The sequence below is a fragment of the Mucilaginibacter sp. P4_G9 genome (assembly GCF_056400985.1).
Genome location: NZ_JBFUKF010000129.1, coordinates 1 through 13,815 on the forward strand (window position 1 = coordinate 1; position 13,815 = coordinate 13,815).

General features: G+C 43.2%; 11 protein-coding genes. 5 read left to right on the forward strand and 6 right to left on the reverse strand.

All coding sequences use genetic code 11. The features are described from left to right. A partial coding sequence (locus AC1DPZ_RS12910; RefSeq protein ID WP_477403916.1) for an ABC transporter transmembrane domain-containing protein occupies nt 1-548 on the reverse strand: 548 nt, incomplete at its 3' end. Between the two features lie 35 nt (nt 549-583). Further along, nucleotides 584-2,338, reverse strand: coding sequence for an ABC transporter ATP-binding protein (locus AC1DPZ_RS12915; RefSeq protein ID WP_477403918.1), 1,755 nt, complete (start codon nt 2,336-2,338; stop codon nt 584-586). Nucleotides 2,339-2,774: 436 nt separating this feature from the next. Between AC1DPZ_RS12915 and AC1DPZ_RS12920 the strand changes: the two genes are divergently transcribed. The 4 genes from AC1DPZ_RS12920 (at nt 2,775) to AC1DPZ_RS12935 (ending at nt 7,723) form a co-directional block, all read left to right on the forward strand. Beyond that, the gene (locus tag AC1DPZ_RS12920; RefSeq protein WP_477403920.1) at nt 2,775-3,374 is read left to right on the forward strand and encodes a GNAT family N-acetyltransferase; all 600 of its coding nucleotides are present in this window, start codon (nt 2,775-2,777) and stop codon (nt 3,372-3,374) included. A 408-nt stretch (nt 3,375-3,782) separates the two neighbouring features. Beyond that, entirely contained in the window at nt 3,783-4,472 is a 690-nt protein-coding gene (locus tag AC1DPZ_RS12925) for an ABC transporter ATP-binding protein (RefSeq protein ID WP_477403922.1), read from the forward strand. 3 nt (nt 4,473-4,475) lie between these two features. Then, a complete protein-coding gene (locus AC1DPZ_RS12930; RefSeq protein ID WP_477403924.1) occupies nt 4,476-7,034 on the forward strand; it encodes an ABC transporter permease in 2,559 nt (852 codons plus the stop codon). A 5-nt stretch (nt 7,035-7,039) separates the two neighbouring features. Then, on the forward strand, nt 7,040-7,723 hold the full coding sequence (locus AC1DPZ_RS12935; protein ID WP_477403926.1) for an arylesterase: 684 nt from the start codon (nt 7,040-7,042) through the stop codon (nt 7,721-7,723). 357 nt (nt 7,724-8,080) lie between these two features. Here the strand turns inward: AC1DPZ_RS12935 and AC1DPZ_RS12940 are convergent, their stop codons facing one another. The 3 genes from AC1DPZ_RS12940 to AC1DPZ_RS12950 all read right to left on the reverse strand — a co-directional run bounded on the left by AC1DPZ_RS12940 (nt 8,081) and on the right by AC1DPZ_RS12950 (nt 11,845). Further along, on the reverse strand, nt 8,081-9,175 hold the full coding sequence (locus AC1DPZ_RS12940) for an SIR2 family protein (protein ID WP_477403928.1): 1,095 nt from the start codon (nt 9,173-9,175) through the stop codon (nt 8,081-8,083). Between the two features lie 465 nt (nt 9,176-9,640). Further along, a complete protein-coding gene (locus tag AC1DPZ_RS12945) occupies nt 9,641-10,918 on the reverse strand; it encodes a serine hydrolase domain-containing protein (RefSeq protein WP_477403930.1) in 1,278 nt (425 codons plus the stop codon). Between the two features lie 189 nt (nt 10,919-11,107). Then, complete coding sequence (locus AC1DPZ_RS12950; RefSeq protein ID WP_477403932.1) at nt 11,108-11,845, reverse strand: hypothetical protein; 738 nt, start codon at nt 11,843-11,845, stop codon at nt 11,108-11,110. A 260-nt stretch (nt 11,846-12,105) separates the two neighbouring features. Between AC1DPZ_RS12950 and AC1DPZ_RS12955 the strand changes: the two genes are divergently transcribed. Further along, nucleotides 12,106-13,416 (forward strand): PQQ-dependent sugar dehydrogenase, encoded by a 1,311-nt coding sequence (locus tag AC1DPZ_RS12955; protein WP_477403934.1) that lies wholly within the window; start codon nt 12,106-12,108, stop codon nt 13,414-13,416. Nucleotides 13,417-13,574: 158 nt separating this feature from the next. Here AC1DPZ_RS12955 and AC1DPZ_RS12960 read toward each other — a convergent pair. Further along, a partial coding sequence (locus tag AC1DPZ_RS12960; protein ID WP_477403936.1) for a hypothetical protein occupies nt 13,575-13,815 on the reverse strand: 241 nt, incomplete at its 5' end.

Sequence of the window (13,815 nt, forward strand, 5' to 3'; positions counted from 1 at the left end):
ACCGGCGATAAAGCCGCTGCGCCAAGCTCGGGATGTATCAGCAATAAAAATATACCTGCACCTATCATGGTAGATATATTGCCGATAAACTGCATCAGCGATTGCGAGAAAAACTGATTCAGCTTATCGGTATCATTATTTACTCTCGATATCAGGTCGCCCGCTTTGTTCTGGTTAAAAAAGCCAACCGGCAACTGCTGTAGTTTGTTAAATATAGAGTTACGCAGCGTAAACAACATCCGCTGCCCTACCCCACCCATCAGCGTAGTTTGTTTGTAACTGGTAAACAGGGCGACAGTGTACATGCACAACAATAAAATAGCATTATGAATAACACCGTTAAAATTTTTATGCAGCACATAACTATCAAGGGTATGCCCAATAATAAGCGGCCCCAACAGGTTTAGCGTCGAATTGATAAGTATGGCAATAACCGCTATAATAAGCGTTCGCTTTTCGTGCGATATGAGTTGAATCAGCTTTTTAAGCCCGGCAAAGGTTGATGTTTTTTGCGCTGTTTTACTAAGCTGGTTAAGATCGTAGTTCATTGTATTTTAATATTTTTCAGGTAGTAACTTGGTAGTTAATGAGCAACGCCAGTTTCGTAATTGCTGGTACTTTGTTGCGAGTTGAAGATCTGCACATAATCGGGACTGGTTTTCATCAGATCTTTATGCACGCCGCGGGCTACAATTTCGCCTTCTGTAAGCAGGATGATCTGGTCGTAATGCTCAACAGAGGCTATTTTCTGTGTTACCGATATCAGCGTTAAGCCTGGATAGTTTTTTTGAATATTGGCCAGGATCTTCTTCTCAGTATTGCCATCCACCCGCGCTGTAAAATCATCAAGCAATAAAACCCTGGGATTTACAGCCAGTGCACGGGCAAGCATGATCCGCTGTTTTTGACCGCCCGATAAACTCGATCCACGTTCGGATACTATGGTGTTTAGGTGTTCGGGCAAACTGCCAATAAAGTCTTCCAACTCGGCGGTATTAATAGCTTTCTGTAACGATTCATCGGTTACCGTATCGCTAAAGGCAATATTCTCGCGGATGCTCATGTTAAATATGATACTATCCTGGAAAACAAAACCCACCTGGCTATGGAATGATTCACTATTGTATACAGCAATGCTTTTGCCATCAAACAATACTTCGCCCTCACTGGCATTTATAAGCCCGGTGAGTAAATAAAGTAATTGCGATTTGCCGGCCGAGGTTGGGCCAATGATAGCAATTTTTGAACCTGCCGCTACTTTTAATGATATGCTTTTTAACGCAAACTTTTGTCCGTAAAGTACCGATACATTTTTGAGCTCCACATCTCCTTTAAGCGTTTCTTTCAGGGAGCCGCCTTCGGCAACATCCGGTGCATCCAACACAACGCTGATGCGTGTGAACGATGCGGTGGCCTGTGCTATCAGGTTGCTCATAAAGCCTAAAATAAATATCGGGAATATAAACAGCGATAAATAACTGTTAAAGGCGGCAAAATTACCCAGGCTCATACTGCCGGCTATTACAAAGTGCCCGCCCATTACCAAAATGGTTAAGGCCGCCAAATTGGCTGTAAAGGTTACTATGGGTATTAACCCTGCAAAAAAGCCTAATATTCTTAAACCATAATCTTTAGCTTCGGTATTGGCACTCAAAAACTTATTATATTCCAGTTGCTGCGAGTTAATAACCCGGATAAGCGCTGCCCCCAGGATACTCTCGTTTATCACCTTATTAAGCTGATCAATAACGCCGCGGCTTTTTATGAACAGCGCCCTTACCTTTTTTAAAACATACGCAAATGTGCCACCAATAATGGGGATAATAGCAATAACCGCCAGCGCCAGTTTCCAGTTAATGGCAAGCAGCATTACGCTGCAGCCAATGATGATAAACAGCGATGATACGATAGAAACCAGTGCCTGCGAAACAAACAATTTTATAGATTCAACATCGGCAGTAAGGTTGGTTAACAGCTTGGATGGATTGGCCTGTTCAATAAAGGCATAGCTTTGGCGCGAGATTTTATCCGAAAGCCTTTGCCGCAGGTCTCTTGCCACACGCTCCGAGGCATAAGTTTGGATAATGGTTTGCAGATAGCCAAAAACAAAGATAAACAGTGTGGCAATGGTGAATTTTTTAACAATATCATTCAGCACAAACTGCTTATGGGTATAGGCATCAATACCGTTGGCAATTATTCTGGGTAGCCAAAGATTGATACCGTTGGCCAATAACGCGAACAATAACAGCAGCGATACCAGGCCCATATAGGGCTTAAGCAGACTAAAAACACCGGGAGGTTTACTATTTGGCTGTGGTTTGGTTTCTGGTTGCATATTTTGTTTGATAATTTGTTGCCTGTAATATTTAAAATACAGGCAACACTGGTATTATTTCAGTAAAAGTAAAAATTAAAGGAACTCCTCAGTATTAAATTATTCCCTTATTTGTTATGACGATTGAAAGCCCAATACATTTTACCAGGATTTTGAGATTTTTCAGGATTAACAGGATTCTATCCAGAGCAATCGCTTTTCGGCTTTATCCCCAAAAAGATTGCCCATTACTTTGTCTTAAAATGAATTTACATCGCTCCAGAGGAGCAGAAGCTTTGTAGAATCTGACAAGTTGATATTTTTGAGCTCCAGAGGAGCTCCACTTATTGAACATCATAGGTGAAAAGTTTTAAAAGCAATTTCCCCGGGGTTCAATCAACACAATAATAATTGTTTATTTACTTTCTTGTAGCTTTATAAAAAAATCATACTATCAATGACCTCACTTTTTGATCCGGAAGCTAACTACATTTTAGAAGATGAAAGGGTATTGCTGCGCCCGCTAACAGCGGATGACCTGGAATACCTGCTGCCCTTTGCAGTTAACGAACCAGATACATGGAAATACTCCAACGTAAGCGCAAAGTATGAGGAAGGTATGACGCGCTATATAATGGCAGCCTTAAAAGCGCGTGCAGAAGGCCGTGAATATGCTTTTGTTGTTATTGATAAAACTACTGGCGAATATGCGGGTAGTACGCGCTATTACGATATCCAGCCAGGCTTAAATAGCCTGCAGCTGGGTTACACATGGTATGCCCAAAAGTTCAGGGGATCGGGCTTAAATAAACACTGTAAATTCCTTTTGCTGCAATTTGCTTTTGAAGAATTGAATATGGTCCGCGTTGAATTCAGGGCCGATGCACGTAACGAACGCAGCATAGCCGCCATGAAAAGCATAGGCTGCCAGGTAGAAGGCATTTTACGCAGCAACATGCCGCTGGAAGACGGCGGCAGGCGCGATTCCATTGTGCTTAGTATTTTAAAAGATGAATGGGAAAATGGCGTTAAGGTGAATTTAAAGGCCAAGTTGTAAGGAAGATTATAAAAGCGGGGCATGTGCGATTCCTTCCTTGGGGAAGGAGGAGGAAGGGGTTTGCGAGCGATGGGACCGCTGCTATTCAAGCGTAAAAGTCTGGTGTAGAAACCCCTCCCTGCACCCTCCCGTTGGTAGGGAATCGCACGGGGCCGATCTTTTTACAATCTTCCGAACGCATATGGGGATAACACGAATGGTTAACAATCTTCAAGGCTTTGCGTCTTCGCGTCTTTGCGTGACTTAAGTTTTAGATATTCCATCTGAGATCTTAAAAAAACACACCCATGTCATTAAATTAAAAAACTTACCTGTTTACAGCTATAAATGGCTCAATTCCCGGATATTTATGCAAATCAATATAGTAACAAATTGGTTTGTAAATTATCCTAACATAAAAATTATCCTTTGGAAACTATTCTTAATATTTTAAACCTCAGTAAAACTTACCACAGCGCCGGGCGTATGCTTACGGTACTTAATGATATCAACTTCGCTATAACCGAAGGTTCAACCAACGCCATTGTTGGCCCATCGGGCAGCGGCAAAACTACCCTGCTGGGCTTATGTGCCGGGCTCGATCGTTCAAGCGCCGGCTCTGTAGAACTAAACGGCATTAACCTGGGCAATTTAACCGAGGACCAGCGGGCGCAGGTACGTAACCAGTATGTGGGTTTTATATTCCAGAATTTTCAATTGTTGCCAACACTAACCGCATTGGAAAATGTGATGGTGCCTTTAGAGCTCCGGAACGAAAAAAACATTAAAGCCAGGGCGCTGGACCTGCTGGATAAAGTTGGCCTGGCCGACCGTGGTCACCACTACCCTGCTCAGTTATCGGGCGGCGAGCAGCAAAGGGTATCGCTGGCACGCGCCTTCTCCAACTCGCCCAGGATCCTTTTTGCCGATGAACCAACCGGTAACCTGGACGCTGAAACCAGCGAAAAGGTGGTAAAACTAATCTTCGACCTGAATAAAGAGGCCGGCACCACGCTGGTTTTGGTAACGCACGACCTCGACCTTGCAGCCAGAACACAACGCATCATCAGGATACGGGGCGGCAAACTGGTATCTAACGAAAAAACAATTAACGGGTAAGCTATGGATATCGATCCGGTTAATTATAAAAGAAAAGTAAACATAAGCTGGCTGTTCAATATGGCCTGGCGCGATAGCAGGAAAAACCGTTCAAGGTTATTTCTCTTTATATCAGCCATTGTGTTTGGCATAGCCGCGCTGGTGGCCATCTACTCGTTCAGGTATAATGTGCAAAGCGATGTAAACGGGCAGGCTGCTACGCTTATAGGTGCCGATCTATCGGTATCGGGCAATAAACCTGTTGATCCAAAACTAAAACACATCCTTGATTCTTTGGGAGACGAAAGATCAACCGAACGCAGCTTTGCATCCATGGCCTACTTCCCAAAAACCAAAGGCACAAGGTTGGTACAAATAAGGGCTTTAAAGGGCGACTACCCTTACTATGGCGTCATTGAAACTACACCAGAGGCAGCCGGAAAGGCTTTCAAAAAAGTAAAAGCCGCCCTGGTTGATAAAACCCTGATGCTGCAATTTGGCGTAAATGTTGGCGATTCGGTACGGGTAGGTACAGAGATGTTCCTGATTGAGGGCACACTGAATAAAGCACCGGGGCAAAGCGGGGCCATGGCAGGGATTGCCCCGGTGGTTTACATCCCTATGCAGTACCTGGAGCAAACCGGGCTCATGAAAACCGGCAGCCGGGTTAACTATATTTTTTATTATAAATACAACCATAAGGTTGATATGGGGAAGCTTACCAAAATGCTTGGCCCTATAGTAGACAAAGCCGGCATGGGCTATGAAACCATTGAAATGCGCAAGGAAAATACCGGTCGCGCCTTTGGCGATTTAGGCAGATTCCTGTCGCTGGTTGGGTTTATAGCCTTACTGTTGGGTTGTGTTGGCGTTGCCAGTGCTATCCATATTTATGTGCGCGAAAAAATTGCTTCCATTGCCATTATGCGCTGTTTGGGCGTTAAAGCATCCGAAGCGTTTTTGATTTACCTGGTACAGATAGCAGGTATCGGGCTTATCGGTTCGGTAGTGGGCGCGGCATTGGGTACGGCTATTCAGCATTTACTGCCAATAGTATTTAAAGATTTCTTGCCGTTCACCATTTCTGTAGAAATTTCGTGGCTGGCTATTTGGCAGGGTATTTTGTTAGGGGTTATCATCTCTATCCTGTTTGCCTTATTACCGCTGATATCTGTACGTAATATATCGCCATTGAATACCTTGCGCATGTCTTTTGACGACGCTGGCAGCAAGCGCGATCCATTGCGCTGGTTGGTTTACCTGTTGATTGTAGGATTTGTAGTGGGTTTTACTTACCTGCAATTAGATAGCTGGCTGGGGAGTTTATTTTTCACACTTGGCATCCTGGTAGCTTTTATGATACTGGCTGCTGTAGCCTGGTTACTTATGCGGGTAATGAAACTGCTTATCAACAGCAGGTGGAACTATTTATGGCGACAAGGCTTTGCCAATTTATACCGGCCAAATAACCAAACGCTTATCCTGATGGTTTCCATCGGACTAAGCACAGCTTTTATTTGCACCCTGTTTTTTATCCAGAGTATTCTTATTGGCCAGGTAAATTTATCAAACAGCGCTAATCAATCCAATATGATATTGTTTGATATCCAAAAAAGCCAAAAGAATGCCGTTGCCGATTCAACGCGCAAGCAAGGTTTGCCGGTATTGCAGCAGGTGCCAATTGTTACCGTACGATTAGAACAGATCAACGGAAAAACCGCGGCCGATGTAATGCGGGATACTACCATCCAAATTCCTCATAGTGTTTTTACCTGGGAGTACCGGGTAACCTTCCGCGATACACTTTCAACTTCCGAGAAACTTTTGGATGGCACCTGGATAGGTAAAGCCGAAGCTGGCAAGGATATACCGGTATCGGTAGAAGAAAACCTGCAGAAACGTGCGCACCTCAAAGTAGGCGATAAACTGACATTTAACGTGCAGGGCGTATCGATGCCTGCCTATGTAGCCAGCATCCGTAAGGTAAACTGGGGCAAGGTACAAACCAATTTCCAGGTGGTGTTCCCTACAGGAGTTTTGGAAGATGCACCGCAGTTCCAGGTACTGCTTACGCATGTACCATCTAATAAAGTGTCGGCTAAATTTCAGCAGGCAATCGTAAAACAGTTCCCCAATATTTCTATTATCGACCTGGGCCTGGTATTAAGTATCCTGGATGAATTATTAGGTAAGATAAGCTATGTTATCCGTTTCATGAGTGCGTTCAGTATTATTACGGGTATTGTGGTTTTGATAGCTTCGGTACGCATCAGCAAATACCAGCGGATACAGGAAAGCGTTTTGCTGCGAACCCTGGGCGCAAGCCGAAAACAGATTTTTGCTATAACGGCTTTGGAATATTTATTTTTAGGCAGCTTATCGGCCTTAACGGGAATCCTGATAGCGGTTGCCGGAACCTGGTTCCTTGCAAAATACAGCTTCGAAATCCCTTATGCTGTAAGCTTTATACCGGCTTTTGTATTATTTTTAGTCATCGCTATACTAACCGTTGTAATCGGCTTGTTAAATAGTCGTGGTGTATTGAACAAACCACCGTTAGAAATATTGAGGGCAAACGCTTAATTATTATGCACAAACTAAAATTAACATACCTGCTGCTTTTTGTAAGCGTTGTATTATCTGCCTGCGGCGAAAAAAACAAACCGGCTTCCCCTGCTTCGGGCCAGGCCGATGCCACTACCAGGGCCGATGCATCGGCAGTAAAAACTATTTTGTTTTTTGGTGATAGCCTTACGGCCGGTTACGGTTTGGATGATCCTTCGGATGCTTTCCCTGGTGAGATCGCAAAAAAGATCGATTCGCTAAAAATGCCTTACAAAGTGATTAATGCCGGCGTAAGCGGCGAAACATCTGCCGGTGGCAACAGCCGGATAGATTGGACATTAAAGCAAAAGGTTGATGTTTTTATACTGGAATTGGGCGCAAACGATGGTTTACGCGGTATCCCACCTAATGAAACTACCAAAAACCTGCAATCCATCGTAGATAAGGTAAAGGCCAAATACCCTGAAGCAAAACTGGTAATGCTGGGCATGCAGGTGCCCCCTAATATGGGTGCCGATTATGTAAATAAATTTAAAGCCGTATTCCCGGCAATTGCCGCAAAAAACAAAATGACGCTGGTGCCCTTCCTGTTACAGGGCGTGGGCGGTCACCCGGATCTGAACCAGCCGGACGGCATCCATCCTACAGAAAAAGGCGCCAAAATAGTAGCTAATAATGTTTGGGATGTTTTAAAGGGGCTTTTATAAGAAAACAGGTTGTAGAGTAGTAAAATTTCGCGAAACGTTGAACGAGAAATGACGTTTTAAAAAAGGGCTGTCATGGTGAGCCTGTCGAACCATAACGGGCAAAGGCCTCTGCGCTCAACCCTTCGACAGGCTCAGGGTGACAGGCCTTTACACCTTAAAAACCGGCTGTCATGGTGAGCTTGTCGAACCATAGCGGGTGAAGGCCTCTGCGCGCGACCCTTCGACAGGCTCAGGGTGACGGGCCAATTACTCGCATAAGTAAAAACACGTCATCCCCATTTTCCCAAGATTATCCTGGTGGTTACCCTCAATGACGACCAGTTTTTTATTTTTAGACAGCCTCTTATAAAGGCTCGTTTAAACCGCCTTCCCCACTTTTTGAGATTTAGATAGATAATCCTCCAACCCTAATGATGAATAATTTATAGCGTTGCCAAATAAGTTAACATAACTTGATTTTGGTTTTTCATCTTTTAAAACCACATCAACCTCTAATTTATTTTTCTTTTGCCGGCCGTTAAGGCCACGCATAATTATAGATTTAATGGCAAGATCTTCTGATGGTAAAGAATAACCTATAAAAATGAGTTTATCTGCATTGCGAATAGCTTCCATAGCCGATTTCCAGATCTGTAACAGGTTTGAATCCCTGATATCCCTTACAAAAGAAGGGGTAACCATGACGCTTTTTAAGGTAAGTGAGTTATTGCAAACGCATGTATTATCCATCTTTTTTTTGGTTAAGTGTGCCTGGTGCAAAATGCTTCCATAAGGATTTATATAGTATTGCCCGCAATAATCGCACTTTACCCAGTTAAGCGAGCCGTGAAGCTTAAAATATTTAAAAAGCGGCCGGCTTTGCTGAAACTCTATTTCATCAGTATGTACGCTCCTATAATTAATGCCGTAATCAATCCTGTTATTTTCGGCTGCATTAATAAATTGCTCATCAATAATTAAATCATAATTAGTAGTAATTATACTTACCGTGCCATTTTTCTTTTCCAGCTTTATGGGGTCAAAAAACAATGGAAGCAATTTTTCCTCGCTTTTTGAATAATCTGTTAAATGATAAGCTATCAGTAATTCATCAACAGCCCTTTTCAACAAAGCCTGAAAATCCCTGAGATTTCTTTCATTAAGTTTTGGGTGCGGCGGCATGCCGTGTAAGCAGCAATGATCAACAAATGATAAAACCTCGGTTATATTGGGGATATCCTGGTTTTGATTTAAATTATTTTTTTTGAAGTTCTTTAACCCGGGATAAATCAGGTACAGGTATTGCAAAAGTTTTTCTTCCTGCTCCCATTCTTCATCTGTTTTGGTTTCTCCTAATTCAAACAGGTCGTGTTTTAAAAGCTTTGATAATATCTCGGGCATAATCTCGCCGGTAAGTGGATATCCAAAGCTTTTACTGAAACCGGCACCCAAAAAATAAACTACATCTTTCATTGCGCTACTTTTATGTCCTTGTTAAATAGTTTTTGGGCTTTTTGATTCTGGAGAGGGGGATATTGCTGCGGCTGATCTCCTTGCAGAGAGATAGTGTTTTTCATAAATATTAAAAATAAGGTTTAGGTTAAAAAGTATTTTTTTGATTTGATTTTGTCCTCTTGCAGCCTTTCGGAAGAAGCCCTTAAGGTATCAGGCAGATCGAACTTGCATAGTTTTATACCTTGCAGAATCTTCCTTTTTAAAAGATCCAACCGGACTTATTAAATCATTAATCATAAACTTAAAATCAGTTACTTATATCGATATAAATATACCTCAAAGCATATAAACCACAATAGGTGTTTTCACCGTAATTATAACCGTATTTTTACGGAACGACAAAAAAGAGACAGGTACTATGCAGGTGGAATTTGCAAGGTTTTATACATGAAAGCGTCTTAGGGTGCTCCTCAGTCTACCAACTTAATCAACCAAAGCCTGGTACACCATAACCCGAAACTTATCTTGTATGGCATTATGAGGCAACGGCCAGTTCTGTAAAAACAGCAGGCATACCAGGTGTTCTTTAGGGTCCACCCAGTAAAGGGTTCCATAAAACCCACCCCAGGCAAAAGAGCCTTCGCTTATGCCCAGCTTTTTTGAACCTGTTTCTGAAGTAATGCCAAAACCCAGCCCAAACTTATCTTTTTCTGCATTGAGGTACAGATCGCCGATCTGGTTGGTGGTCATGAGCTGAACCGAATGACGGGACAGTAAACGCTGCCCATTGTAAACTCCCCCATTCAGCAACATTTGTAAAAAAACTGCATAATCCTTAATAGTTGAACTTAACCCCGCCCCTCCGGCATAATAAGTACCGTTAACGGTTGGATAATTGACATTTAATCCCGGAAAAAATGAGTCATTCAATTTAATAAGGCGGCCCTGATTATTGGGCGTATAAACGGCTACCAGCCTGCTTTGCTTTGCTGCCGGGATATAAAAATAAGTATCCTTCATACCCAGCGGCTCAAAAATCCGCTCTTTAAAAAACTGGTCTAAACTTTTGCCCGATATTCGCTCTACCAGGTAACCCAGCACATCTACGTTTAAGCCATAGGTCCAGCGTTCGCCTGGTTGGTGCACCAATGGTAAAGTTCCCAGTTTGTTAATAGAATTGGCCAGTAATATCTTATCGGTAACAAAACCAGCCTGTATACCCGCTTTGGCATAAATGGCGTTTACCCGGGGCGAACCAATCTGGGCATATCCAATACCTGATGTATGTGTAAGCAGATCGCGGATGGTTATTTCTCTTTTGGCCGGAATAGTGGTGTAAGTTGTATCCTTTGAATTATAAGTATCTATCACCTTTGGATGGGCAAACGTCGGGATATACCTGGAGATGGGATCATCCAGTAAAAATTTGCCTTCTTCAAAAAGCATCATCACTGCTACACTGGTAATGGCTTTGGTTTGTGATGCAATGCGAAATATAGCATCATTGTTCATCAGCTTTTTTTGTTCCAGATCTGCAGCGCCGAATGATTTATTATAAACTACCTTACCATTGCGGGCTATCAACGCCACCGCTCCGTTTACATAACCCGAATCGATGTTTTGTTTAATCATGTTGTCAATCCGCTGCAGCCTTTCAGCAGAAATTTTTTCACTTGCCGGCGTCCCCGCCTGCAATGCACCCTGTGCAAAAACATCACCTGCAAGGGCTATGAATAATATAAAAGTGAAGATCTTTTTCATTCCGGGAATGAGGTTTATAATTGAATACAAAATAAGATTTTTTTAGGATAAATCCGAGGGAAAACTTACTAAAACAGGGAATATTTTTGATTTTTTTTACACAAAAAAAGATCGCCCATAACAGGCGATCTTCTCATTTATATATATTGGGATATTAATAGTTATTACATAATTACCGGTAATTATTACTTAGTGGCGTACACCAAAACCTCCGCGGTTATCGGCAAAACGTTGTCCGTCGCCACGGTTGCCGTGATCCCTGCCGCCCCAGTTTCCCTGATGCCCGTTGCCTTGGTTGCCGTGGTCCCGGCCGCCCCAGTTGCCCTGATTATGTCCGTTGCCTTGGTTTGGCCTGCCACCCCAGTTTCCACGATCACGCCCATCATTTGGCCCGCCTCCCCAATTGCCACGGTCATTATTCCTGTTGCCTCTGTCCCATCCACGGTTATCGCGGTTTTGGTGGGCATATCCTCCATTATATCTTCTTTCAAAACGGTGACCCCAGTTACCGCGGTCGCCATTATAACCACCCCATCTTCCCCTGTAAACATCATGGCGTAAATATGGGCGATAGCCGCGTACTTCGTACCTTACAGCGGTACGCCAGTTATAGTTACGGTATGCGCCGGGCAGGTAAGCACGGGTTACCCAGGTGTTACCATCGTTGTAGTAGTAGCAGTGTGCTGCAGGGCTGTAATAAGCTTCTACTTCGGGCAGGTAATAATAGTCATCACCATCGTAGTTATAATTTACTTGTGCATCGTCATAATAAACCGGTTGTTCCTCTACTACCACGGGGCGTGGAGCCGGAACATAAACGCGGCGGGCAGGGATATTAAAACCTACATGTATAGATACTTGTGCGTCGGCTTTACCGGCCATTAAACCGCTTATTGCTATTGCTGATAATATGGCTATCTTTTTCATTTTGTTAAATTTTATACAGTTAGGACGGCTACACCCTGTAATGGTTTAATCCCTTATTGCTATCTATGTCTAAACAGCTATATATCAGTATTTAATTTTTCGGTTGAGTTTAAAAATGAAATTTAATTCCGACCGGGTGATCTGTCTCGTGAATTACTTGTTTAAAAAACTACAAATGCGTCTGTGTCATACAATTACTACAAAACAGATTTCGGGATTCACTGTATATTTATTTAATTTGATAACCAATAATCTTTACCATGAAAAACAGGAATTTATTTTCGGCATTGCTGCCTGCTGTGGCAATTACCAGCTGTATGTTATTTTTTACCGCGTGTAAAAGCGGCGGACCTGCTGATAAAAAAAGCGGCGACTCTACCGGTACAGCTACTACCAACAATGCAGGACTTAAATTACCCGCCGGATTTTCCGCTGCTGCCATTGCCGATAATTTGGGCGGCACCAGAGAGATAGCAGTTACTCCGCAAGGCGATATCTATGTAAAACTAACGGGCGCAAAAAGTGGCAAAGGCATTTTATTTTTACACCAGGATGGTGATAAAGCTACGGTAAAAACAAGCTTTGGCGATTTTAGCGGCACCGGTGTTTATGTAAAGAATGGCTACCTGTATGCATCATCCGACGTAGAAGTTTTCCGTTATAAACTGAATGATAAAAACGAGGTGATTAACCCCGCTCAACCCGAAAAAATAGTTACGGGCTTAATAAGCCGTAACGAGCATGAGGCAAAAGCTATTACTTTAGATAATGATGGCAACCTGTATGTTAATATAGGCGCTTACTCAAACGCATGCCAGGTAGAGGATCGTAAAAAAGGTTCGCCGGGCCAAAAGGGCTGTCCTATTTTAGATTCGGCAGGGGGGATCTGGCAGTTTAAGGCCGATAAACTTAACCAGCATTATGGCGACGGTGTGCGCTACGCAACCGGCCTGCGCAATGTGGTTGGGATGGACTGGAACCAGCAAAACAACCAGCTTTTTGTAATGCAGCATGGCCGCGATCAGTTACATGACCTGTTCCCTGAGTATTTTACCACCAAACAATCTGCTGAATTACCTGCCGAATGTATGTACGCCATTAAAAAAGGCGATAACGCCGGCTGGCCTTATATGTATTACGACCAGCAGCAACATAAAAAAATATTAATGCCGGAATATGGCGGCGATGGCAAAAAAGAAGGCGGAGAAACTGCAATTGATCCTGCAGCTGCATTCCCCGGGCACCTTGCCCCCAATGGATTGTTATTCTACACAGGCAGCCTATTCCCCGAGAAATATAAAAATGGCGCTTTCATTGCTTTCCATGGGTCATGGAACCGCGCGCCCGAACCACAGGCTGGTTATTTTGTGGTTTTTCAGCCGTTTAAAGATGGTAAAGCAAGCGGCCAGTGGGAAATATTTGCTGATGACTTTGCTGGAAGCGCAGAAAAAGCAGCATCCGGGCGGGCCGAGCACCGCCCCTGTGGACTTGCCCAGGGCCCCGACGGCTCACTATATGTAACCGACGACAGTAAGGGAACTATTTATAAGATAACCTATAAAAAAGGCTAAAGGCTAAAGGCTAAAGGCTAAAGGCTAAAGGCTAAAGGCTAAAGGCTAAAGGCTAAAGGCTAAAGGCTAAAGTAACAAAAAAAGCGATAGTTTTACCATCGCTTTTTTTGTTACTTGTTAAGCAAGCTTTACGCTTTAAGCCTTCAGCTTTAACCTTTCTACTCCGTAATCTGGTAAGTATAAGCCAGTGTTTGCTCCATTTTGGAACGGACACGTTTCAGGCTTTGTTCAATATCAGCTCTTTCTTCATTTACGGTTACTTCCATAAATGCTTTGTGATAGTAGGATAAAGCTTTGGTCCATTGCTTGTTCTTTTCATAGAATAAGCCGAGCAGATCATAAATGCCGGCGGTATCTACACCGGGTGTATTAAGGGCTTTGACAGATACGGTGTTAACC

What these genes read in the sequence shown, in the direction of transcription:
- AC1DPZ_RS12955 (WP_477403934.1), top strand. Translation starts at nt 12,106, where the DNA reads ATGAAAAACAGGAATTTATTTTCGGCATTGCTGCCTGCTGTGGCAATT.
- AC1DPZ_RS12915 (WP_477403918.1), bottom strand. Translation starts at nt 2,338, where the DNA reads ATGCAACCAGAAACCAAACCACAGCCAAATAGTAAACCTCCCGGTGTT.
- AC1DPZ_RS12945 (WP_477403930.1), bottom strand. Translation starts at nt 10,918, where the DNA reads ATGAAAAAGATCTTCACTTTTATATTATTCATAGCCCTTGCAGGTGAT.
- AC1DPZ_RS12935 (WP_477403926.1), top strand. Translation starts at nt 7,040, where the DNA reads ATGCACAAACTAAAATTAACATACCTGCTGCTTTTTGTAAGCGTTGTA.
- AC1DPZ_RS12920 (WP_477403920.1), top strand. Translation starts at nt 2,775, where the DNA reads ATGACCTCACTTTTTGATCCGGAAGCTAACTACATTTTAGAAGATGAA.
- AC1DPZ_RS12950 (WP_477403932.1), bottom strand. Translation starts at nt 11,845, where the DNA reads ATGAAAAAGATAGCCATATTATCAGCAATAGCAATAAGCGGTTTAATG.
- AC1DPZ_RS12940 (WP_477403928.1), bottom strand. Translation starts at nt 9,175, where the DNA reads ATGAAAGATGTAGTTTATTTTTTGGGTGCCGGTTTCAGTAAAAGCTTT.
- AC1DPZ_RS12930 (WP_477403924.1), top strand. Translation starts at nt 4,476, where the DNA reads ATGGATATCGATCCGGTTAATTATAAAAGAAAAGTAAACATAAGCTGG.